The following is a 22,076-nucleotide window of genomic DNA, read 5'->3' on the forward strand; positions in this document are numbered from 1 at the left end:
CCGATCACTTGCCCGCGTCGCAGGTCGCCTGTACCGATCGATACACAGATATTTGATCGGTCGAGAGGATCATGACGATGCGCCCGCCGCTGCCGCCCTTCACCGCCGACACTGCCGCGCAAAAGGTCCGCGCGGCGGAGGACGCCTGGAACAGCCGCGATCCCGAGCGCGTGGCACAGGCTTACACCCCCGACTGCCAATGGCGGAACCGGGCCGAATTCGTCACCGGTCATGAGGAGATCGTTCAATTTCTCCGCCGCAAATGGGCGCGGGAGCGGGATTACCGCCTCATCAAGGAGCTATGGGCGCAGGAGGGCGCGCGGATCGCGGTTCGCTTCGCCTATGAATGGCATGACGATGCGGGCCGGTGGTTCCGCTCCTATGGCAATGAGAATTGGGATTTCGCCGAGGATGGGCGGATGCGCCGCCGGATCGCGTCGATCAACGACCTGCCGATCGGGGAGGATGCGCGGCTGTTCCATTGGTCGCTGGGGGCACGGCCCGTCGATCATCCCTCGCTGAGCGATCTGGGGCTTTAGCGGTGGCGCGGTTGATCGCCGAGCGCGCCGACGCGCTGCCGGGGCTGGCGGAGGTGTTCCGCGAACATGGCTATGCGGGGGCCAGCCTCTCGCTGATCGGCACGGCGACCGGGTTGGGGCGGGGGAGCCTCTATCACTTCTTCCCCGGCGGAAAGCAGGAGATGGCCGTCGCCGTGCTCGACGATGTCGCGACGTGGTTCGAGGGTGCGGTCTTCGCTCCCCTGGAAGCGGCGGACGATCCGCGCGCCGGGATCGATGCGATGATGGTCGCGGTGGATCGCTATTTCGAATCGGGGCGGCGCGCCTGCCTGATCGGGTTCTGGGGCCTTGGGGCGACGCGCGATCCCTTTGGCGAGCGGATCGCGGACTATTTCCGGCGCTGGATCGGCGCGCTCCAGACGTTGCTGGTGCGCGGCGGCGTGGCGGAGAGCCACGCGACGGTGCTGGCGCAGGACGTGGTCAGCGGGATTCAGGGCGCGGTCGTGCTGGCGCGGGGGCTGGACGATCCGGGACTGTTCCGCGCCACGCTCGGCCGACTGACCGCGCGGCTCTATACCGCGCTCGCCGCCGTCTGAATCGGGGGGACGGGCCGTCCCCCCGAAGCTTCAGATCGCCGCCAGCGCCTGTTCGCAATCGGCGATCAGGTCGTCGGCATCCTCGACCCCGATCGAGATGCGGACCAGATTGTCGGTGATCCCCAGCGCCGCTTTGCGCTCGTCCGGCACCGAGAGATGCGTCATCGCCGCCGGATGGCTGGCGAGCGTCTCGGTCCCGCCCAGGCTGACGGCCAGCTTGGCGATGCGCAATGCGTCCAGGAAGCGGAAGGATTCCGCCTCGCCACCCTTGAGATAGAGCGAGAAGGTCGATCCGCCGCCGGTGCAGTGGCGGCGATAGATATCCGCCTGCCGCTCCAGGCCCGGCGTGTCGGCGAGAAAGCCGAGATAGCCGACCCGCTCGACCTTGGGGTGATCGCGGAGGAAGGCGCAGACCTTGGCGGCATTCTCGCCCGCGCGGCTCATCCGCAATTCCAGCGTCTCCAGCGAACGCAGCAGCATCCAGGCGGTGTTGGGATCGCAGATGGTGCCGATCGTGTTGCGCATCGACCGGATGGTGGCGATATGCGCCTTCGACCCCAGCACGCCGCCCGCGACCAGATCGGAATGGCCGCCCGCATATTTGGTCAGCGAATAGACGACCAGGTCCGCGCCGTGCTTCAGCGGACGCTGCCACAGCGGCCCCAGAAAGGTGTTGTCGATCGCGATGGGGGGCTTTTCGTCCGCATCGGCGAAGGCCGCGTCGCGCGCCGCCGCCACCGCCTCGATATCGACCAGCGCGTTGGTGGGATTGGCGGGGCTTTCCAGATAGATCAGCGGCACCCGGCCCATGGCGGCGGCCTTTTGCAGCACCGCGCCGATTTCCTCGCGCGTCGCGCCTGCGGGGAAGTCGAGCCACTTCACCCCGAACCGGCCCAGGATCCGGCCGATCAGCGTTTCGGTCGCGGCATAGAGCGGGCCCGAATGAACGATCACGTCGCCCGGCTGGACCATCGACAGGAACAGGGTGGCGATCGCCGCCATGCCGCTGGAGAAGGTCAGCGCATCCTCCGCCTCGTCCCAGATGGCGAGGCGGTCCTCCAGGATTTCCTGATTCGGCCCGTTGAAGCGGGAATAGACCAGGCCGTCCGCACCGCCGGGGCGCTTGCCGGTGACGCCCTCGAAATGGCGCTTGCCCGCCGCGGCGTTGGGGAAGACGAAGGTCGAGGTCAGGAAGATCGGCGGCTTGAGCGACCCCTCCGACAGGACGGGGTCGAAGCCGTGCCCCATCATCAGGGTGGCGGGCTTCAGCTTGCGGTCGCCGATGCTCGTCGCGTCGCTGCTGCGATCGGTCGTCGCCGGGTTTTGGGGCGGAACGCCGGTCAGATCGGATTCGGTCGGCATTGCGGTCTCCTTGGGACATGGTGCCGCTCGGTCGGCGGCTATGCCCCAAGGATAGCGCGGCGAACGGCTTTGGCGAGGCTCAGCCGAGGCCGATCAGCGAAATCTGGCGGCCATAAGAGGGTTCGCCGCGATGGGTCGCGCGACGGAAGCTGAAGAAGCGGTCCTCCTGCGCATAGGTGTCCTCCCCCAGCGCGGCGACGCGACCGACCCCGGCTTCGGCCAGGCGGTGGGCGACATAGGCCTCCAGATCGAACTGGTAATGATCGGCGCGTCGGCCATCGGCGAAGAAACGCTCATTCTCGGGCGAGGGCTCGACGAAGCGGCGGAGAAAGGCGGCATCGACCTCATAGCTGGCGCGCGCGATGCACGGGCCGATCGCGGCGACGATGCGGTCACGCTGCGCCCCCAGCGCCTCCATCGCGGCCAGCGTCGCGTCGGTGATCCCGCCGAACGCGCCCTTCCACCCGGCATGGGCGGCACCGACCACCCCGGCCTGCGCATCGGCGAACAGCACCGGTGCGCAATCGGCGGTCAATATGCCCAGCAACAGGCCCGGACGGTCGGTGACCAGCGCATCGCCATGCGGGCGGATGTCGTCCTCAGGCGCCGTCAGCACCGTCACCGCCTCCGCCGAATGAATCTGGTAGCAGGTGACGAGGCGCGCGCCGGGCAGCACGGCGTCGCGCGCCAGGCGGCGATTCTCGGCCACCGCATCGGCATCGTCTTCCGACCCCAGCCCGACATTCAGCCCGCCATGAATCCCCACCGAGACGCCGCCGTGCCGCCCGAGAAAGCCATGCGCCGCCGACTCCAGCAACGGCGTCCGAATCGCCTCGACGCTCATAGCGACAGCCTCATGATCCGATCCTCGTCGATCGTGTCGCCGACCGGGAAGTCGTATCGGCCAATATCGACGAAACCATAGCGAGCGTAAAAGGCCTTGGCCCGGTGATTGTCGACATAGACCGACAGGATGAGTTCGCTGGCCCCCTGCGCCCTGGCCGATGCGATGGCCCAGTCCATCAAGGCGGGGCCGACGCCCGCGCCCAGATGGCTGGCCTTCACGTAAAGCTGATAGAGTTCGATCGCATCTTCGGGCCAATCGCCGGGGAAGCCCACGGGGCCCAGCTTAGCGAAACCGATGATCGCATCGCCCTCGATCGCGAGGCGGATGGTGAAATCGGGATGGCCGATCTGGCGGGGCAGGCCTTGCGGACCGAAGGCTTCGTCCAGAAAGGCGGCGAGGTCGGCGGGCGGATAGAGATGGCCGAAGGTCTCGGTAAACGCCGCCGCCGCCATCGCGGCCAGGGCTTCGCCATCGCCCGGCCGGGCATCGCGATAGTCGATCATTCGCCATACCCCGCCGGCACGGGCCAGTCGGGCCGGGTGACCGCCAGCGCGCGGAACAGCGTCCCCATGTCCTGCATCAACCGGTTGCGATCGGCGAGCAGCGAGTCGGCGCGATCCGGATGCGCGCGGGCGAGGGAGGCTGTCCGCTGGTCGATCCCCAGCGCGCCGAGCAGGTCGCGCTGCGTGACGGGACCGAAGGCGGCGAGCCCGGCGGCTTGCGCGGCGGCGGCCAGCGTCGTGAAATCGACATGCGCGCTCAAATCCTGCTCCCCCGGCCGCTCGAAGGGATTGGCATAGGCATGGCCGCGCACCGCCTGCAACGTGTCGGCGATGGCGGGGCCTTCATAGCCGTAATCGACGATCAGCGCGGCGCCCCCCTGCGCGGCGATCCGGGCGGACAGCGTTCGCATCACCGCGACGCTGGCGGGGGACACCTCGATCACCGATCCGGCCTCCGCCTCGCGAAGTGGTTCGGGGATGATCTCGGGCGGGACGGGCGGCCCCGCGATCGGCAGGAAGAGCAGGTCCTGCGCGGCGACCAGCCGCTCGTGCCAGCCGTCCCCGCGCCGGACGAGTTGGCGGATCGGCAATGCGTCGAAGAATTCATTGGCGACGACGATCAGCGGGCGGTCGTTGGGCAGCGTCTCGACTGAATCATGCCATGTCGCCTCGGCCACACGCTGGCTCTGCGCGGTGCGGAGCGTCGCGCTGGTCTCGACGAAATGCACGCTGGGCGTGAACCCCGCCTTGGCCATGGCCCGCCCGGCATCGGCGGCCAGCGTGCCGCGCCCCGGCCCGAGTTCGACCCAGTGCATCTCGGGCCGCCCGGCGCGGTCCCACAGGTCGGCGCACCACAGGCCGACCAGCTCGCCGAACATCTGGCTGATCTCGGGACTGGTCGTGAAGTCGCCGCCGGTGCCCAGCGGATCGCGGGTGCCGTAATAATGCGCATTGGCGGCGGCCATGAACTGCGCCACCGGGATCGGCCCGGCCAGCGCGATGGCGCGGGCGAGCCGTTCGGGCAGGGCGTCCTCGGGCTCGGGCTTGTGATCGGCGGGGGGGATCAACGGGTTGGTCATGTCCTTCGCTCTGCCGTCCATGCCCCGCCGCCGCAAGGGGATCAGGCGACGCTGTCGGCCCCCGCGATCGGCTCCACCCGCACGCGCCGCGCCTTGGCCGAGTTCATCAGGTACAGCCCGCCCAGGATCATCGGCACGCACAGCCACTGGCCCATATGCAGCCCGGTCATCTGCGCGAAGGCGCGCAACTGCTGATCGGGTTCGCGGAAGAACTCCACGATGAAGCGCGCGATGCCATAGCCGAGCAGGAACAGCCCCGACAGCTTGCCCGGATCGTAGCGCGACTTTGTGCGCCAAAAGGCGAAGCTCATCACCGCGAAGAGGACAAGGCCCTCCAGCCCCGCTTCGTACAACTGACTGGGATGGCGTGCCGGATCGGGCAGGCCGAAGGGCACCGTGCGCGGGAAGACGATCGCCCAGGGCACGTCCGACGGCTTGCCCCACAGCTCGCCGTTCACGAAATTGGCCAGCCGCCCCAGGAACAGACCGACCGGCGCGGTGCAGACCAGATAGTCGAGGATGCGCAGCCAGTTGAGCTTGTGCTTGCGCGCGAACAGGATGACGCCGACCCCGGTCCCCACCGCGCCGCCGTGAAAGCTCATCCCGCCATCCCACAGCCGGACGATGTGCAGCGGGTGCAGGAACATCTCGGGCGCGTAGAAGATCACATAGCCGATCCGCCCGCCCAGGATGATGCCCAGCGTGGCGTAGAAGACGAGGTCGTCGGCATGCGCCCGCGACATCGGCGCGCCGGGCCGGTCGAGCATCTTGCCCAGATACCACCAGCCGAACAGGATGCCGGTGATATAGGCCAGGCTGTACCAGCGCAGCGTGAAGAAGCCGATCGAGAAGACATCCGGGTGCAACCCCAGATCCTCGAACCGGATATGGCCGGTGGCGGCCGCGAGCATGGGCAGGATCAAGCGCGTTTCCCTTATCTCTGACCGGCTTCCATAGAGTGGTCGCGCGTCAACACCAAGACCATGGGTTCGGGGGCGGAACGTGCGCTTCGACGTCGCTCAGCGCGAACGAAGTCAGGGTGCATCCCAACTTCCGTTCAGCCTGAGCGAAGTCGAAGGCCACGCGATAACGGTCGCCCAATTGGATTCACGCGAAGCCGCGAAGTCGCGAAGATTTTGGGTTCGCGCAGAGGCGCGGAGGGCGCAGAGGTGTTCGGTCCGACCGCGAGGCCGATCTGCTCATCTTGAGCGAAGAAGTCTCCCGATTGAGAGGGCGGGATGGCGGTGCGGCTGCCCCCTCTCTGCGTCCTCTGCGCCTCCGCGCGCAGAAACCTTCGAACGATCGACCCGCTCGCTTTCACACAGCGAAACCCCCGGCTTGCCTGACCGGCCTTCGACGTTAAGGCTCGCCCGTGATGGAGTTCAGCAGGCGCAACATACTCATTGGCGGGGGTGCCGGGGCCGGGTTGCTCGTCGCCTGGAGCCTGTGGCCGCGTGCTTATGGGCCCAATCTGACCGTCAATCCGGGCGAGCAGGCGTTCGGCGCATGGCTGAAGATCGGGCGCGACGGGATCGTCACTGTCGCGGTGCCGCAGGCCGAGCATGGCCAGGGCGTCGTCACCGCACTGGCCCAGGTCGTCGCCGACGAACTGGGCGCGGACTGGCGGACGGTCGCGGTCGAGCCCGCCCCGATCAATTCGCTCTACGCCAATCCGGTCGGCGTCGATTCGCTGTTCGAGGGGGCGTTCGACCGGATGCCGAAGGCTTTGCGCACCGAATGGCTGCGGCGCGACACGGTGATGCTGACCGGCGGCTCCAGCACCATCCGGATGTTCGAGAGGCCCGCCCGTGCCGCCGCCGCCACCGCGCGCGCGTTGATGGCGCAGGCCGCCGCACGCCGATGGGGCGTGGACTGGACCGAGTGCGAGGCGAAGGACGGCTTCATCACGGATGGGCGGTGGCGGTTGCGCTTCGCCGAACTGGCCGAAGCGGCGGTAAGCGAGACGGTGCCCGAACCCCTGCCGCTGGGCAGCGGGGGCGCGGGGCGGCTGGCGGGGACGGATCTGCCCCGACTCGACTCGCCCGCCAAGATCGACGGCTCGGCCAATTTCACCGCCGATATCCGCTTGCCCGAGATGGTGCATGTCGCGATCCGCCACGCGCCGCTGGGTGAGGTGCGGGCGATCCGGTTGAACCGCGATGCCGCGATGAAGGTCGCTGGCGTCGTCGATGTGATCGAGGGCGACGAATGGGTCGCGGTCGCCGCCGCGAGCTGGTGGATCGCGCAGAAGGGGCTGGACGCGGCGGCTCCGCAGGCCGTGAGCCGGGGGCCGGGGGTCAGCAGCGCCGGAATCGCGAAAAGCCTCGACCATGCGCTGGGCGAGGAGGGGCGGCTGGCCTTTGCGCGCGGGGACGTGGCCGAGGCGCTGGAGGGCGGCGGGCTGGTTGAGGCGCATTATCGGATCGGCGTCGGGGGCCATGCCGCGATCGAGCCGCGCGCGGCGGTGGCGGCGTGGCGTGACGGTGGGCTGGAACTTTGGGTGCCGACCCAGGTGCCCGCACAGGTCCGCGCGCTGGCGGCGGAGGCGGTGGGGATCGCACCGGACCGGGTGATCGTCCACCCCATGCCGATCGGCGGCTCGTTCGGCGTCGCGCTGGAGTCCGAGGCGGCGGTGCAGGCCGCGACGATCGCCGCGAAGCTGAAGCGCCCGGTCAATCTGCAATGGTCGCGCGCCGACGATCTGCGCCGGGACGCCTTTCGCGCGCCCGCGCTCGCCCGGCTGACCGCGCGGGTGGACCAGGGGCGGATCGCCGGCTGGCGCAGCCGGATCGCGACGCCTTCGACCGGCCCCGATCTCGCGCGGCGGGTGATGCCGGGCGGGCCTGCACGCTGGGGAATGCGGGGAGAGGGGCGGGGCGACGCCTATGCCATGGGCGGCGCGGTGCCGCCCTATGGGATCCCTGCGCTGGCGGTGCAACATCATGTCGCCGACCTGCCCATCCCGACCGGGCATGTCCGGGGCGGCGCCCATGTCGCCAATGTCTTTGCCCGCGAATCCTTCATCGACGAACTCGCCGCGCGGGCGGGAGCCGATCCGCTGGCGTGGCGGATCGGGATGCTGGGCGGGGAGCCCCGTCTGGCGCGCTGCCTGTCCACCGCCGCGTCGCTGGGCGGGTGGGAAGGCGGGGGTGCGGGCAGCGGGCAGGGCGTCGCGGCGCACGGCTTTCGCGGCAGCCATGTCGCGGTGCTTGCCGAGGCGCATCGGGGCGAGGGCGGGCGGCCGGTGGTCGACCGGCTGGTCGCCGCCGTCGATTGCGGGCGGGTGGTGAACCCCGATCTGGTCCGCCAGCAGATCGAGGGGGGATTGCTGTTCGGGCTCGCCCATCTGTTCGGCGCGGATATCGGCTTTGCGCGCGGACTTGCCGAGCCGGTGCGGCTGGGCGCGCTCCGGCTGCCGCGTCTGGCGGATACGCCCGACATCACGGTCGAACTCATCGCCTCCGACGAAGCGCCGGGCGGGGTGGGGGAGGTGGCGGTGCCGCCGGTCGCGCCCGCCATCGCCAATGCGCTCGCCACCCTGCCCGGCTTCCCACGGATACGAAGCCTGCCGATGGAGTTGTCCGCCTGATGCTGCCCCCCGACCATGTCCCTGTGCCGCGCCCGAAGATCGGCGTGCTCCTGATGAACCTGGGCACGCCCGAGGCGCCCGAGCCGCGCGCGGTGAAGCGCTATCTGCGCGAATTCCTGTCCGACCGGCGGGTGATCGAGATTCCGGCGCTGCTCTGGCAACCGATCCTGCGCGGCATCATCCTGAACACCCGGCCCAAGAAGTCGGCGCACGCCTATTCGCTGGTATGGTCCGACGACGGCTCGCCGCTGGCGGCGATCACGCGGGCGCAGGCGGTGGCGCTCAAAGACGCGTTCGGGCCGGGTGTCATGGTCGACTGGGCGATGCGCTATGGCCGCCCCGCCATCGCCGAGCGGGTGCAGGCGATGAAGGATGCGGGATGCGAGCGAATCCTGCTCGCCCCGCTCTATCCGCAATATTGCGCGGCGACGACCGCGACAGCCAACGATCGCGCCTTCGCGCATCTGGCCACGATGCGCTGGCAGCCCGCGATCCGGACGTTGCCGCCCTATTATGACGATCCGCTCTATATCGACGCGCTGAAGACCCAGGTGGAGACGCAACTCGCCACGCTGGACTTCGAGCCCGAGGCGATCGTCGCCAGCTTCCACGGCATGCCGCAGCGGACGCTGGAACTGGGCGACCCCTATCATTGTCATTGCCGCAAGACCGCGCGCCTGCTGGCGGACGCGATGGCCGACACGCTGAAGGGCCGCGAGTTGCTGGTCGCCTTCCAGTCGCGATTCGGGCGGGCCAAGTGGCTGGAACCCGCGACCGACGTGACGCTGGAGGCGCTGCCTGCGCGCGGCATCCGCAAGGTGGCGATCCTCGCGCCGGGCTTTTCGGCGGATTGCATCGAGACGCTGGAGGAACTGGCGATCCGGGGCCGCGAGAGCTTCGAAGGCGCGGGCGGCACCCATTTCGCCTATCTTCCCTGCCTCAACGATAGCGCGGTCGGGGTCGCGATGCTGCGCGGATTGATCGAACGCGAGCTTCAGGGCTGGTTGCCGTAACGTAATATTCCATTTCGGTCCGGCCTGGGCATTGCGGATGGCGCGTGCCCATTTTATGCCACAATCTGAAAATGGGAGAGGTTGAATGGCACGGGTCGCGATTGTGACGGGTGGTACGCGCGGTATCGGCGAGGCGATCAGCCTGGCCTTGAAGGAGGCAGGCGTCACCGTCGCCGCCAATTATGCGGGCAATGACGAACGCGCCCGGGCGTTTTCGGAGCGCACCGGCATCAAGGCCTATAAATGGGACGTCGCCGATCATGACGCGGTCCAGGCGGGCGTCGCGCAGGTCGCCGAGGAACTGGGGCCGGTCGACATCGTCGTCAACAATGCGGGCATCACCCGTGACGGGACACTGCTCAAGATGACCTACCAGATGTGGAAAGAGGTCATGGACACCAACCTTGGCGGTTGCTTCAACATGGCCAAGGCGGCGTTCCCCGGCATGCGCGAGCGCAAATGGGGACGCATCGTCAATATCGGCTCGATCAACGGCCAGGCTGGCCAATATGGTCAGGTCAATTATGCCGCCGCCAAGTCGGGTATCCATGGCTTCACCAAGGCGCTGGCGCAGGAGGGCGCGCGATTCGGCGTGACCGTCAACGCGATCGCGCCGGGCTATATCGACACCGACATGGTCGCCGCCGTCCCCGCCGATGTGCTGGAGAAGATCGTCGCCAAGATCCCCGTCGGCCGCCTGGGCCAGGCGCATGAGATCGCACGCGGCGTCGCCTTCCTCTGCTCGGACGAGGCGGGCTTCGTGACCGGTTCGACCCTGTCGATCAACGGCGGCCAGCATATGTATTAAAAGCGCGGGCTGGCTTTCCTTCCCTTGCAGGGGAGGAATATCATGCCTTCAACAAGAACGCCGACCTCCGGTGGGGGAGATCGGCGTTCCGTCCTCAATACGCTACGCGAGGAAGACTGGGGCGGGTGGGCAGGATACAGGCCCGCCCGCCCTAACCGTTTAGCGGCAATAGCCGGGGCGCCCCGACCGCTCGATCGCGCGGCCCGCCAGCGCGCCCGCGCCGCCGCCGATCAAAGTGCCCAGCGTCCGGTCGCCGCGCGTGTCGATGGTGCGGCCCAGCAGGCCACCCGCCACCGCGCCGACGATGGTGCCGGTCGTGCCCGAGCGGCGGCACTTGCTGTCGCGATATTCCGCCGCCGCCCCGTCGCGATAGCCGCGATCATAGCGATCGGCATGATGCGCCCGCCGATACCGGTGCGCGTCCGCGGCGGTGGCGGGCAGGACGGCACCGCCGAGCATCGCCAGCGTGGTCGCGGCCAGGGTCAGGGTCTTCATCATCGTCTCACTCCCGAAACTTCTCGATCGACGGTCCCGTCCGTCGTCGTTGATCCGGTAATGGGCGATTCGGATTGAGCGCTTCCTGAATGCCGTCGTTATCTTTCGTTAAGGCAGCGATACGGTCTGGCACCCGAAGCGAATCAGGCTGTCGTGCTGCGCCGCAGCGCGTATGAGGCGCCATGCGCATCCTGCTTTCCTGCCTGATGATACTGGCTTTCGTGCCGGGATGGGCGGGGCGCGATCGGCTGGCGCTCTATGAAGGGGCGCCGCAAATGGATGCGCGGCGGGTGGCGCTGGACCCGCGTGATCCGACGCGGCACCGGCTCGGGGCACTGACGTATCTGGGCGGGGTCGAACTGACCGGTCGGTCCCCGGCGTTCGGCGGCTTTTCGTCGCTGACCGTATCGGGGGAGCATTTCATGCTGCTCAGCGACGGGGGCAATATCGTCCGCTTCGCCATGGGGGCGGACTGGAAGCCGCACGGCCTGCGCTTCGACAATCTGCCGTCGGGGCCCGCGACCGGGTGGCTGAAATCGGATCGCGACAGCGAGTCGCTGGCGGTCGATCCGACCACCGGCACGCTGTGGGTGGGGTTCGAGAATTTCAACCAGATCTGGCGCTACGCCCCCGACTTCACGCGGGCGGAGGGTTATGTCGCGCCCCCGGCCATGGCGGACTGGCCGGGCAATGGCGGGCCCGAATCGCTCGTGCGGATGCCCGATGGCCGATTCGTCACCATTTCCGAAGAGGCGAAGATCGACCGTCCGCGCTGGCGGGGCAGCGAAGAGACGCGGCGCTGGAGCCGCCAGGGGCTGATCTTCGCGGGCGATCCGCTCCGCCACCGGCCCCGGTCCTTCGCCTATCGGGTATCCCCCTATCACGATGTCGCGGACGCCGCCGCGCTGCCCGATGGGTCGCTTATCGTCGTCGAGCGGCGATTCCGCTTGCCGTTCCGCTTTTCGAACCGAATCATGTTCGTCCCCGCCGCCGAGGTTGCGCCGGGCAGGACGGCGCGGGGGCAATTGCTCGCCGAACTCGACGCGCCGTTGATCCACGACAATTTCGAGGGCGTGGCGGTGACCCGGGAAGCGGGGGAGACGATCCTGTGGTTGGTGTCGGACGATAACCAGACGCTGTTGGAGCGCAGCTATCTGCTGAAATTCCGGTTGGATCGGCGGTGATTCGGGCGGGATTGCCCTTGGCCTTCGACTTCGCTCAGGCTGAACGGATGTTGGTAGAAATTCCGATCCCCAAACGCCGTTCAGCCTGAGCGAAGTCGAAGGCCACGCCCTGAACGCGCCCCACACCCCCAAAAACCCAACGACGAAAACCCGCCGCTCCGAAGAGCGGCGGGCTTCAACCCGTCAACCGGTCGTCCGCGAATTACGCGGCGGCGGCTTCGGTCTTGGCGGCGGCCAGCTTCTTCACGACATCGCGCTTCAGGCGACGCACGCGAAGCGAAAGCTGATCGTCCGAGGTCTTGAGCAGCCAGTTGTCCAGGCCGCCATTATGCTCGACCGAACGCAGGCCGTGGGTCGAGACGCGCAGGCGCACGCTCTTCTCCAGCGAATCGGAAATCAGCGTCACGTTCTGCAGGTTCGGCAGGAACGTCCGCTTGGTCTTGTTGTTGGCGTGGGAAACATTGTTGCCCACCTGCCGGCCCTTGCCGGTCAGCTCGCAAATGCGCGACATGATCGTTATCCTGGTTTCAGGCAGTGCCCGGAAAGGCCGCGCCGATACCCCGTCCCGGCAGGCACGTCAACCGATTCCCCGCTTGCCCTCGTGCAACCGCGTCGTCGGAAGGTGCGTTGTTACGGTCACGACCCTGTTGGAGCCAGAGCCATGCGCGCCTTTCTCGTCCTTATCGGCATCGTCCTCCTGTTGGCGGCGGGCGCCATGGCGATGGGCTGGATCAGCATCGACCAGACCCGCCCCGCCGTCGTCCAGGCCCCGGCCTTCCGCGCCGAAGGGCCCAAGGTGTCGGTCGGCACAACCCAGAAGACCGTCGATGTGCCCACCGTCTCGGTCGAAAAGCCCGCCGACAACGCGCAATAAGCGAATCGCTCATCCACCCTTGCCCGCGTGACGGACGCGGGGCAGGGAGGGGCGATGTTCCCGCTCCCCGCCCCGATGCGCGCCGCGCTCGACGCCGCTGCCCAGGCGGCGGCGCTGGGTGAGGTCCCGGTCGGCGCGGTGGTGGTGCGGGAAGGGGCGATCGTTGCGGTCGCCGCCAATGCGCCGCGCCGCCTGCACGATCCCACCGCCCATGCCGAGATCCAGGCGATTCGCGAGGCCGCCGCGCGGCTCGGCCGCGACCGGCTGGAGGATTGCGATCTTTGGGTGACGCTGGAGCCGTGCGCGATGTGCGCGGGGGCCATCGCCCATGCGCGGATCGCCCGGCTTTACTATGCCGCCAGCGACCCCAAGGGCGGGGCGGTGGAGCACGGACCGCGCTTCTTCACGCAGCCCACCTGTCACCACCGACCCGACATCTATAGCGGGATGGGGGAAGGGGAAGCCGCAGCCCTGTTGCGCGATTTCTTCGCGTCACGGCGATAGCCGGTCACCTCTGCGATGACCGCCTCTGCAAGCGGCGCGTGAGGCTCGTCGCCAGGAAACCGCTTGCCCCGCCGAGGATCGCCGCGCGCCATGGCGAGTGCGGCGCGATGTTCCAGGCGTCCAAGATCATCAACCCCGCAAACACGAACAGCCCCGTCAGCAGGGCGGGCGCCCATGGGGAGGCAAGCCCCTTACGCCATGCGTCCTGCACCGCCATGCCGTTCCTCCTCATGATCGCAATGACACCCGATATGCCCGATCGCGGCTGACATCGCCATGACGATAGCGTGACGTGACGACCCCCACGAAAAAGGGCCGCGCGGCATTCCGCACGGCCCCGTTCCGCTTTCAATGAGTTCGGTATCAGCGCAGATCGCCCTCGCGGATCGGCACGATCTTGATCTCGACGCGGCGGTTGGCGGCGCGGCCTTCCTCGGTGTCGTTGGAGGCGATGGGCTGCGACTTGCCGAAGCCGCGCGTGCCGATGCGGGCGGGCTGCACCCCGCGCGACGCCAGATAGTCGGCGACCGACACCGCGCGCTGTTCCGACAGGCGCTGGTTATACGCATCGCTGCCGGTCGAATCGGTATGGCCGTACACGTCGATATAGGTCTGCTTATATTGCGACAGGATGTCGGCGACCTGGTCCAGCGTCTGGCGGAACTGCGGCTGCACCTGCGACGAGTTATAGGCGAAGGTGATGCCCGAGGGCAGGTTCAGCAGCAGGTCGTCGCCCTGGCGGACCACCTGCACATCGGTGCCCGCGGTCCGCGCGCGCAGGTCGCGCTCCTGCTTGTCCATGTATGCGCCGATCCCGGCCCCGGCGAGGCCGCCGATGCCGGCGCCCAGGATCTTCTCGGTCCGGTCGCGCCGCCCGCCGACCAGATCGCCCAGCAGATAGCCGCCCACCGCACCGCCGATGCCGCCGATCGCGGCCTTCGACAGGCGCTGCTGGCCCGTTTCCGGATCGGTCGTGCAGGCCGAGGTGGCGACCAGCGCCGACAGCGCGGCGGCGGCGAGGAACTTGGCGGAGGTCTTCATGCGGATAACCCTTGTTATTTTGTCGCGTCTCACACCCCGAAACGCGAACCCGATCGCGCTTGTTCCGCAGGCGATCTGAACGGAACATGACGACGGGAGTTGTCGAAACCCTGTCCGGCCCGCTATGAGCACCCCATAACGATGGCACCGCTGCCCCCCTTTCCGTGGATCGACGTCCTCATCATCCTCGCGCTTGTCGCGTTGAACGGGGTATTCGCGATGAGCGAGCTGGCGATCGTGTCGTCCCGTCGCGCCCGTCTGGAGGCGATGGCGCGCAGCGGCCGCAAGGGCGCGCAGGCCGCCCTCACCCTGGCGGCCGATCCGGGCAAGTTCCTCTCGACCGTGCAGATCGGCATCACCCTGACCGGCATCATCGCGGGCGCCTATTCGGGCGCGAGCCTGGGCACGCCGACGGCGGCGCGGCTGGAGGCGCTGGGCGTGCCCGCCGCGACCGCCGCCACGCTGGGCTTCGCGCTGGTCATCGGGCTGACCACCTATGCCTCGCTGATCCTGGGCGAACTGGTGCCCAAGCAGTTCGCGCTGCGCAAGCCGGAGCCGATCGCGGCCTTCGTCTCCGTCCCCATGCGCTGGCTGGCGGTCGGGACCGCGCCGATCGTCTGGCTGCTCGATTCGACCAGCGGCGTGATCTTCAAGCTGCTGCGCCTGAACCGCGACAATGAGGATCAGGTGACCGCCGAGGAACTGCACCTGATCGTCGCCGAGGCCTCCAAGTCCGGCGTGATCGAGGAGCATGAGCGCTCGATCATCTCGGGCGTCGTGCGGCTGGCCGATCGGCCGGTGCGTGAGGTGATGACGCCGCGGACCGAGATCGACTGGCTGGACTGCACGCTGGGCGACGAGGCGATTCGCGCCAAGCTGCTGGAAAGCCCGCGCACCCGCCTGCCGGTGGGGGAGGGCTCGATCGACGCGGTGGTCGGCGTGGTGCAGGCGCGCGACATCGCCATGGCGCTGTTCCGGGGCGATCCGCTCGACCTGAAGCATCTGATGCGCAAGGCCCCCGTCGTCATCGACCGGATCGACGCGATGGACGTGCTGCTGGCGCTGCGCCAGGCGGAAGTGCCGATGGCGCTGATCCACGACGAGTACGGCCATTTCGAGGGGATCGTGACCCCGTCGGACCTGCTGGCCGCGATCGCGGGCGAATTCGCCTCCGACGCCGATCCCGGCGAGGCGCCCTCCGTGGTCGAGCGCGACGACGGTTCGCTGCTGGTCGCAGGCACCATGGCGGCGGATGCGCTGGCCGACCGGCTGGGCATCGACCTGCCCGACGACCGCGATTACGCGACCGTCGCCGGGCTGGCGCTGGCGGTGTTCCGCCATTTGCCGGGTGAGGGGGAAAGCTTCGTCGAACAGGGCTGGCGCTTCGAGGTGGTCGATCTCGACGGGCGGCGGATCGACAAGCTGCTGGTCAGCGAGGCGTAAGGCGAGAGACCGATTCCGACCGGCTGTTCCGGCGGTCGATGAAGAGCCTTTAGGGAGGACGCATGAAGCGTCGTTTTCTTGCCGCATGGGGTGTCGGTGCGATCCTGGCGTCGATCTATTTGGCGAACGCCTCCTGGATCGCCAGTCCGCCCACGGGGCGACCCATCGTCGTTGCGCAGCGTGGCGTTCATCAGCTTTTCGACGGAAACTCCGACGATCCCAATGCCTGCAAGGCGGGGCATATCCTGCCGCCGCATCACCGGCTTATCGAAAATACGCTGCCCTCCATCCGCGCCGCCATCGATGCGGGCGCGGATATCGTCGAGGTGGATGTACGCGAAACGGCGGACGGCGAATTCATCCTTTTCCATGATATCGGGCTGGAGTGCCGCACGGACGGAGCGGGACTTGTCGGCAAGACGCCCTTCGATCGGATGAAGGCGCTGGATGTCGGCTATGGCTATACAGCGGACGGCGGCAAAACCTATCCGCTTCGGGGTGCCGGTCGGGGACTGATGACTACCCTGGACGAAGCGCTACGCACATTCCCGGCGCAGCGCTTCCTGGTGCAGATGAAGGACGGTCGGTCCGCCGGTCCGAACCTGGTATCCTATATCGACAAGCGGCATCCCGATGCATGGAGCCGCATCGCCTTGTTCGCGGACACCCCGGCCACGATGGCGGCGAAGGCGCTGCGTCCCGACGTTCCCGTGATCCATGATCGACGGGCCGCGAAATGCACCCTGACATATGCCGCGCTCGGGTGGACCGGTTATGTCCCGCAGGCGTGCCGCGACGGCACGATCATCGTCGCGATGAATACTCGCGCGCTGGCCTGGGGCTGGCCCAACCGGTTTCTCGGGCGCATGGCGAAGGCGCACGTCGACGTGATGCTGATCGGGTCGGTCTTCGGGCTGGGCGCGAACGATTTCACCCGGCTGGACCGTATCGAGGACCTTGCGCGCGTGCCGACCGGCTTCGATGGCCTGATCTGGACCGACCGGGTCGAGACGATCGGGCCGGCGGTTCGCAAGCGATGGGCCCTGGACCGGGACACCATGCCGCCCCGACACGCACCCTCAACCGTCTAGCGCGATATCCCCCGATGCCACCACCCGCGCGATCATCGGGAAGATGTTCGCGATCGCGAATTGATGGAGTTCGGTCGAGCGGGAGGCGCAGGCGTCTTCGGCGATGACGATGTCGTAGGACAGTTCCCACGCCGAGCGGGCGGTCGATTCGACGCCCATATTGGTCGAGATGCCCGCGATCACCACCGTCCGAACGCCCCGCCGCCGCAATTGCAGGTCCAGGTCGGTGCCGGTGAACGCACCCCAATGATGCTTGAGCACCACGATATCGCCGGGCTGGCGGAGATCGGGAACCAGTTCACTGAATTCCGGCGGTGTGCCCTGGGCGGGCAGGCTGGGGCGGTCGACATTCTGGCTGGGCATGGCGTCCGCCGTGAAGCCGACATGGACCAGCACCACCGGCGCGCCGACCGCGCGGAACCGGTCGGCCAGCGTCATGGAGGTCCGCACCACCTCGTCGCCCGAACGTGGCCCCCCGGCATGGGGGACGATGCCCTGTTGCAGGTCGATGAGGATCAGCGCGGTGGTCCGGGGATCGAGCGTCGTCATCGCGCCTCAACCGGTCAGTCCGTGCGCCGTTCCGTCAGAGTCGCCCGAACACCGCCTCGAACCCGGCCCGGTCGCCCGCCGCCAGCAGGCGCGCCTGTTCCAGCCAGCGGTCGCGCGCCATCCGGCCCGAGAACGGCCCGAGCTGCGCATCCAGGGCCTGTGCCTGCTGGTCGCTGAGCGCCGCCATGTCGCCGACCGTGGTGATGCCATGTTCGGCCAGCTTCTGGGTCAGCTTGGGGCCAAGGCCCTTCAGCAGCGTGATCGGCTGATCCTGGGGGCGCTCGGCAGAAGCGGCGGCGGTGGGAGCGGCCTCCGCCGCCGGACTGGCGGACATCGGCGCGGCGGCCGCGACCGGTTCGTCGCTGAGCGGTTCCGGCGCGGCGACGGGTTCCTCCGGCACGGCGGGGGCGGGCATGACCGGCGGTGCGGCGGGTGACGGAACCGGGGCGGGCGCGGGTGCCGCCTTGGGCTGGGTCAGCGCGGCTTCGCTCAAGGGCGCGGAATCGGGGGCGCGGACGGTCATGCCCGCATCCTGGGCATTCTCCTCCACCTGCCGTGCGGCATGGGTACGCCGCCGCTTCAGTCGCATGCCGATGATGATGACCGCGATCGCCGCCAGTGCGACGATGGCGAGCAGGGCGAAGTGAATCGTCGTGATCGTCGCCACGCCATCGGGGATCAGGCTTTCAGCCGGTGCTGCCCCCCCAGTTGCTGCCGTCGTGTCGTTCATCGCCTCACCCTTATTGTTCCACAGCCCCGATCGCGAGCCCAATCGATCGGATCACCCCTGGGTTCCCACAGCGTCCGCTTCGCGCGCCATCTCGCGCCAGCCGATATCGCGGCGGCAAAAGCCATCGGGAAAGCGGATCGCGTCGACCGCGCGGTACGCGGCGGCCTGCGCCTCGCCCACCGTGGCTGCGCTGGCGGTGACGGCCAGCACCCGGCCGCCGCTGGCGACCAGCCGATCGCCGTCCATCCGGGTCCCCGCCTGGAACACCACCGCGCCGGTCGCCTCGGCGGCGTCGATCGCGTCGATGCTGCCGCCCGACTTGGGCGTACCGGGATAGCCCGCCGCCGCCATCACCACGGTCAGCGCCGGATCGTCCGAGAAAGCGGGGTCGGGCAGTTCGGCCAGTCGCCCCTCAGCCACCGCCAGCATCACCGCCAGCAGATCGCCCTGGAACCGCAGCATCAGCACCTGGCATTCGGGATCGCCGAAGCGGGCATTATATTCGATCAGTTTGGGCCCCTGCTCGGTCAGCATCAGCCCGGCATAGAGCACACCGGAAAAGGGCGTCCCCTCGGCGCGCAGCGTGTCCACGGTGGGGCGGACGATCCGGTCGATCGCCTGTTGCTCCAGTTCGGGCGTCAGCACGCGGGCCGGGCTGTACGCGCCCATGCCGCCGGTATTGGGGCCGGTATCGCCATCGCCGACGCGCTTGTGATCCTGTGCCGAGCCGAAGGGGAGCAAAGCCTCGCCATCCGTCAGGACGAAGAGGCTGGCCTCTTCGCCATCCAGAAACTCCTCGATCACCACTTCGGCACCGGGAACGGAGAACAGGTCGTTGATCGCCGCCTCGGCCTCGGCCTTGGTGAAGGCGACCGTCACGCCCTTGCCCGCCGCCAGTCCATCGGCCTTGATGACCACCGGCAGGCCGAAGGTCGTCGCCAGCGCGGCTTGCGCCTCCTCCAGCGTGTTCACGCGGACATAACCGGCGGTCGGGATGTCGGCGCGGCGGCACAGGTCCTTCGTGAAGCCCTTCGACCCCTCCAGTTGCGCGGCGGCCTTGGATGGCCCGAACACCGGCACAGCCTCGGCGCGCAGCGAATCGGCGAGACCATCGACCAACGGCGCTTCCGGGCCGACCACGACCAGTCCGATATCGTGATCCTTCACGAACGCCACCACGGCGGCGTGATCGGTCGCGTTCAAGGCCACGCAGGTCGCGTGGTTCGCGATACCGGGGTTGCCGGGCGCGGCGTAGAGCGTATCTAACCCGTTCGACTGTGCCAGCTTCCATGCCAGCGCATGTTCGCGGCCACCCGATCCCAGCAGCAGGACGTTCATGCCCGATCCTTATTCCTATGACGAAAGTTCGAGGCTGGTAGCCGAGGAGATCGCCGGCGACAACGCGCTCGCGCTATCGGTGGGCGAACTCAGCCTGAAGCTGAAGCGGATGGTGGAGGGCGAATTCGGCCATGTCCGCCTGCGCGGCGAGATTTCCGGCTATAAGCGCGCCACCTCGGGCCATGTCTATATGAGCCTGAAGGACGAGAATGCGGTCATCGACGCGGTGATGTGGAAGGGCGCGGCCAACACGCTCCCCTTCCAGCCGCAGGACGGAGTGGAAGTGATCGCGACCGGTCGCCTGACCACCTTCCCCGGCCGGTCCAAATACCAGATCGTCGTCGAGCGGATGGAGTTGGCGGGCGCGGGCGCGCTGATGGCGCTGCTCGAAAAGCTGAAGGCCAAGCTGGCGGGCGAGGGGCTGTTCGACCGGGATCGCAAGAAGGTGCTGCCCTTCATGCCCCCGGTGATCGGCGTCGTCACCTCGCCGACCGGCGCGGTGATCCGCGACATTCTCCACCGGCTGGAGGATCGCTGCCCGACCCATGTCATCGTCTGGCCGGTCAAGGTGCAGGGCGAGGGATCGGCCAGGGAGGTCGCCGCCGCGATCCAGGGCTTCGACGCGATTCAGCCGGGCGGTCCGGTGCCGCGCCCCGATCTGGTGATCGTCGCGCGCGGCGGCGGCTCGATCGAGGATCTCTGGTCGTTCAACGAGGAGATCGTGGTCCGCGCGGTGGCCGAATGTTCGATCCCGATCATCTCGGCGGTGGGGCATGAGACGGATACGACTTTGTGCGACTATGCCGCCGACCTGCGCGCGCCGACCCCCACGGCGGCGGCGGAGATCGCGGTGCCGGTGCTCGCCGATCTGCGCCTGACCGTCGCCAGCCATCGCCAGCGCACCGAGCGTTGCGCGCGCCGCTATGTCGAGCGCGGTCGCGAACGGCTGGACGCGATGGCGCGGCTGCTGCCCAAGCGCGACCAGTTGCTGGGGCCGCAGCGCCAGCGGGCGGACGAAGCGGGCGCGCGGCTGGACCGGGGCTTGGAGCGGCGGGTCACGCTGGCGCGCGGCGGGCTGGACCGGGCGGGCGCGGCGCTGCGCCCCGCAATCCTCGAACGGCAGGTCGAGCGCGGGCGCGACCGGCTGGCCGTGACCTGGCGGCTGGTCCAGTCGCTCAACCCCGACCGCATCCTGGAGCGCGGCTATGCCCGCATCACCGCGCGACCGGGCGGCGCGACCCTGTCCTCGGCGGATGCGGCGCGGGCGGCGGACACGCTGACCCTGCGCTTCCGCGACGGCACGGTCGATGTGGCGGTGGAGAAGGCCGGGGTTGAGCGCCCCGCACCCAAAACCTATGACAAGCCCAAGCGGGAGCCCAAGGCCGACCAGCCGACGCTTCTCTGATGCCTTCGAAAGAGCCAATATGTTGATGTCGAATACCGATCGCCCCGCGCGGCTACACTATATGGCCAACGGCTTTCGCGTGCTGGCGCCCGGCGACCATGTCGTCTGCGCGGTGACCGGGCGGCGCATTCCGCTGGAAGACCTGAAATATTGGAGCGCGGCGCGGCAGGAAGCCTATGCCGATGCGGAGGCGACCGCCAAGGTGCTCAGCCCGCAATGAGGCTGGGCGGCGGAGGGATGGCGCTGCTGCTGGCCGGATGCGTCGCGCCGAGCGGGCTCGTATCGACTCCGGTTGCGACCTCCGCGCCGCAATCCGCCGCCGCGCCCGCTGCTCCGCCTGCCGTGCCGCTTACCCCGTTCCGCTGGACCGGGGAACTCAGCCAAGGGGGCTTGATACGGGGGCAGGCCCCCGCCGGTGCGGTATCGGTGACGCTGAACGGCGAAGCGATCCCGCTCGCCCCCGATGGCGCGTTCCTGGCCGGGTTCGATCGCGATGCCGGACCCTCGGCCGAACTGGTCGCGACTCTGCGCGACGGGAGACAGGTGCGCCAGCCGCTCGCCATCGCACCGCGCGCCTGGCGGATCGAGCGGCTGGATCGGTTGCCCAAATATCCCGTGCCCGATCCCGAGTTCCAACGGCTGCGCTCTCCCGAACTGGCACAAATCCGCGCGGCCCGCGCGCAGGCGACGGGTGCGGATGGCTGGCGCCAGACCCTACATTGGCCGCTGACCGGGCGCATCTCGGGCCTGTTCGGCGCGCAGCGCGTCTATCGCGGCGAGCCGGGCAGCTATCACTCCGGCACCGATGTCGCCGCGACCACCGGCACCATCGTTCGCGCGCCCGCCGACGGCGTGGTGATCCTGGCGGCGGACCAGCCCTTCACGCTGGAGGGGCATCTGCTGATGCTCGACCACGGCCAGGGACTCAACAGCGCCTTTCTGCACCTGTCGCGCATCGACGTCCGCGTCGGCGATCACATCCGCCAGGGCCAACCGATCGGCGCGGTCGGCGCGACCGGCCGCGCGACGGGGCCGCACCTGCACTGGAGCCTGCAATGGCGCGGGCGCAAGCTCGACCCGCTGCTGGTGACGGGGCCGATGCGGTGA

25 protein-coding genes are annotated in these 22,076 nt (G+C 68.6%); 13 read left to right on the forward strand and 12 right to left on the reverse strand.

Annotated features, from left to right (window positions below; genetic code table 11):
* Nucleotides 1–71 precede the first annotated feature (71 nt).
* Nucleotides 72–539, forward strand: a complete 468-nt coding sequence (locus tag SM191_RS08485; protein ID WP_341505801.1) for a nuclear transport factor 2 family protein — start codon at nt 72–74, stop codon at nt 537–539.
* A 2-nt stretch (nt 540–541) separates the two neighbouring features.
* On the forward strand, nt 542–1,114 hold the full coding sequence (locus SM191_RS08490) for a TetR/AcrR family transcriptional regulator (protein ID WP_341505802.1): 573 nt from the start codon (nt 542–544) through the stop codon (nt 1,112–1,114).
* A gap of 30 nt (nt 1,115–1,144) precedes the next feature.
* On the opposite strand, the gene SM191_RS08495 is transcribed toward SM191_RS08490, so the two are convergent.
* The 5 genes from SM191_RS08495 to lgt form a co-directional block, all read right to left on the reverse strand.
* The gene (locus SM191_RS08495; RefSeq protein WP_341505803.1) at nt 1,145–2,476 is read right to left on the reverse strand and encodes a cystathionine gamma-synthase family protein; all 1,332 of its coding nucleotides are present in this window, start codon (nt 2,474–2,476) and stop codon (nt 1,145–1,147) included.
* Between the two features lie 79 nt (nt 2,477–2,555).
* Nucleotides 2,556–3,320 (reverse strand): peptidoglycan editing factor PgeF, encoded by a 765-nt coding sequence (gene pgeF / locus SM191_RS08500; RefSeq protein WP_341505804.1) that lies wholly within the window; start codon nt 3,318–3,320, stop codon nt 2,556–2,558.
* The gene (locus tag SM191_RS08505; RefSeq protein ID WP_341505805.1) at nt 3,317–3,826 is read right to left on the reverse strand and encodes a GNAT family N-acetyltransferase; all 510 of its coding nucleotides are present in this window, start codon (nt 3,824–3,826) and stop codon (nt 3,317–3,319) included. Before SM191_RS08505 ends, pgeF begins: the two co-directional genes overlap by 4 nt.
* Entirely contained in the window at nt 3,823–4,905 is a 1,083-nt protein-coding gene (locus tag SM191_RS08510) for a class I SAM-dependent methyltransferase (protein WP_341505806.1), read from the reverse strand. Before SM191_RS08510 ends, SM191_RS08505 begins: the two co-directional genes overlap by 4 nt.
* A gap of 41 nt (nt 4,906–4,946) precedes the next feature.
* Nucleotides 4,947–5,828, reverse strand: coding sequence for a prolipoprotein diacylglyceryl transferase (gene lgt, locus SM191_RS08515; protein ID WP_306997578.1), 882 nt, complete (start codon nt 5,826–5,828; stop codon nt 4,947–4,949).
* Between the two features lie 452 nt (nt 5,829–6,280).
* Here lgt and SM191_RS08520 point away from each other — a divergent pair, with 452 nt between their 5' ends.
* The 3 genes from SM191_RS08520 to phbB all read left to right on the forward strand — a co-directional run bounded on the left by SM191_RS08520 (nt 6,281) and on the right by phbB (nt 10,315).
* Nucleotides 6,281–8,494: a xanthine dehydrogenase family protein molybdopterin-binding subunit gene (locus SM191_RS08520; RefSeq protein ID WP_341505807.1), complete on the forward strand. Its 2,214-nt coding sequence runs from the start codon at nt 6,281–6,283 to the stop codon at nt 8,492–8,494.
* Nucleotides 8,494–9,507: a ferrochelatase gene (hemH, locus tag SM191_RS08525; protein WP_341505808.1), complete on the forward strand. Its 1,014-nt coding sequence runs from the start codon at nt 8,494–8,496 to the stop codon at nt 9,505–9,507. The genes SM191_RS08520 and hemH overlap by 1 nt, the downstream gene beginning before the upstream one ends.
* Nucleotides 9,508–9,592: 85 nt before the next feature.
* Nucleotides 9,593–10,315, forward strand: coding sequence for an acetoacetyl-CoA reductase (gene phbB, locus SM191_RS08530; RefSeq protein ID WP_306997584.1), 723 nt, complete (start codon nt 9,593–9,595; stop codon nt 10,313–10,315).
* A gap of 159 nt (nt 10,316–10,474) precedes the next feature.
* On the opposite strand, the gene SM191_RS08535 is transcribed toward phbB, so the two are convergent.
* Nucleotides 10,475–10,813, reverse strand: a complete 339-nt coding sequence (locus tag SM191_RS08535; RefSeq protein WP_306997587.1) for a glycine zipper 2TM domain-containing protein — start codon at nt 10,811–10,813, stop codon at nt 10,475–10,477.
* A 179-nt stretch (nt 10,814–10,992) separates the two neighbouring features.
* On the opposite strand from SM191_RS08535, the gene SM191_RS08540 reads away from it, so the two are divergent.
* On the forward strand, nt 10,993–11,994 hold the full coding sequence (locus SM191_RS08540; protein ID WP_341505809.1) for an esterase-like activity of phytase family protein: 1,002 nt from the start codon (nt 10,993–10,995) through the stop codon (nt 11,992–11,994).
* A 202-nt stretch (nt 11,995–12,196) separates the two neighbouring features.
* On the opposite strand, the gene rpmB is transcribed toward SM191_RS08540, so the two are convergent.
* Complete coding sequence (rpmB, locus tag SM191_RS08545) at nt 12,197–12,505, reverse strand: 50S ribosomal protein L28 (RefSeq protein ID WP_341505810.1); 309 nt, start codon at nt 12,503–12,505, stop codon at nt 12,197–12,199.
* Between the two features lie 150 nt (nt 12,506–12,655).
* On the opposite strand from rpmB, the gene SM191_RS08550 reads away from it, so the two are divergent.
* Complete coding sequence (locus SM191_RS08550; RefSeq protein ID WP_306997591.1) at nt 12,656–12,868, forward strand: hypothetical protein; 213 nt, start codon at nt 12,656–12,658, stop codon at nt 12,866–12,868.
* Between the two features lie 54 nt (nt 12,869–12,922).
* Nucleotides 12,923–13,372, forward strand: coding sequence for a nucleoside deaminase (locus SM191_RS08555; protein ID WP_341505811.1), 450 nt, complete (start codon nt 12,923–12,925; stop codon nt 13,370–13,372).
* Between the two features lie 4 nt (nt 13,373–13,376).
* On the opposite strand, the gene SM191_RS08560 is transcribed toward SM191_RS08555, so the two are convergent.
* Both SM191_RS08560 and SM191_RS08565 read right to left on the reverse strand, forming a co-directional pair.
* Entirely contained in the window at nt 13,377–13,589 is a 213-nt protein-coding gene (locus SM191_RS08560) for a hypothetical protein (protein ID WP_341505812.1), read from the reverse strand.
* A 146-nt stretch (nt 13,590–13,735) separates the two neighbouring features.
* Nucleotides 13,736–14,413, reverse strand: coding sequence for an OmpA family protein (locus tag SM191_RS08565; RefSeq protein WP_042487217.1), 678 nt, complete (start codon nt 14,411–14,413; stop codon nt 13,736–13,738).
* A 141-nt stretch (nt 14,414–14,554) separates the two neighbouring features.
* Here SM191_RS08565 and SM191_RS08570 point away from each other — a divergent pair, with 141 nt between their 5' ends.
* Nucleotides 14,555–15,856 carry a hemolysin family protein gene (locus tag SM191_RS08570; RefSeq protein ID WP_341505813.1) on the forward strand — a complete coding sequence of 434 codons (1,302 nt, stop codon included), beginning with the start codon at nt 14,555–14,557 and terminating at the stop codon, nt 15,854–15,856.
* A 62-nt stretch (nt 15,857–15,918) separates the two neighbouring features.
* Complete coding sequence (locus SM191_RS08575) at nt 15,919–16,947, forward strand: glycerophosphodiester phosphodiesterase family protein (protein ID WP_341505814.1); 1,029 nt, start codon at nt 15,919–15,921, stop codon at nt 16,945–16,947.
* On the opposite strand, the gene SM191_RS08580 is transcribed toward SM191_RS08575, so the two are convergent.
* From SM191_RS08580 to purD, 3 genes are read right to left on the reverse strand one after another with little or no spacing between them, the layout of a single operon-like run.
* Nucleotides 16,936–17,496, reverse strand: coding sequence for a hydrolase (locus SM191_RS08580; RefSeq protein WP_341505815.1), 561 nt, complete (start codon nt 17,494–17,496; stop codon nt 16,936–16,938). The two genes, SM191_RS08575 and SM191_RS08580, sit on opposite strands and share 12 nt — an antisense overlap.
* Before the next feature lie 34 nt (nt 17,497–17,530).
* Nucleotides 17,531–18,226, reverse strand: a complete 696-nt coding sequence (locus SM191_RS08585) for a hypothetical protein (protein ID WP_341505816.1) — start codon at nt 18,224–18,226, stop codon at nt 17,531–17,533.
* 51 nt (nt 18,227–18,277) lie between these two features.
* Nucleotides 18,278–19,564 carry a phosphoribosylamine--glycine ligase gene (purD, locus tag SM191_RS08590; protein WP_341505817.1) on the reverse strand — a complete coding sequence of 429 codons (1,287 nt, stop codon included), beginning with the start codon at nt 19,562–19,564 and terminating at the stop codon, nt 18,278–18,280.
* On the opposite strand from purD, the gene xseA reads away from it, so the two are divergent.
* From xseA to SM191_RS08605, 3 genes are read left to right on the forward strand one after another with little or no spacing between them, the layout of a single operon-like run.
* Nucleotides 19,563–20,969, forward strand: coding sequence for an exodeoxyribonuclease VII large subunit (xseA, locus tag SM191_RS08595; protein ID WP_341505818.1), 1,407 nt, complete (start codon nt 19,563–19,565; stop codon nt 20,967–20,969). The two genes, purD and xseA, sit on opposite strands and share 2 nt — an antisense overlap.
* Nucleotides 20,970–20,988: 19 nt before the next feature.
* Entirely contained in the window at nt 20,989–21,189 is a 201-nt protein-coding gene (locus SM191_RS08600; protein ID WP_306997611.1) for a DUF2093 domain-containing protein, read from the forward strand.
* Entirely contained in the window at nt 21,186–22,076 is an 891-nt protein-coding gene (locus SM191_RS08605; protein ID WP_341505819.1) for a peptidoglycan DD-metalloendopeptidase family protein, read from the forward strand. The genes SM191_RS08600 and SM191_RS08605 overlap by 4 nt, the downstream gene beginning before the upstream one ends.

The sequence above is a fragment of the Sphingomonas sp. 2378 genome (genome assembly GCF_038084995.1).
Lineage (GTDB): Bacteria > Pseudomonadota > Alphaproteobacteria > Sphingomonadales > Sphingomonadaceae > Sphingomonas.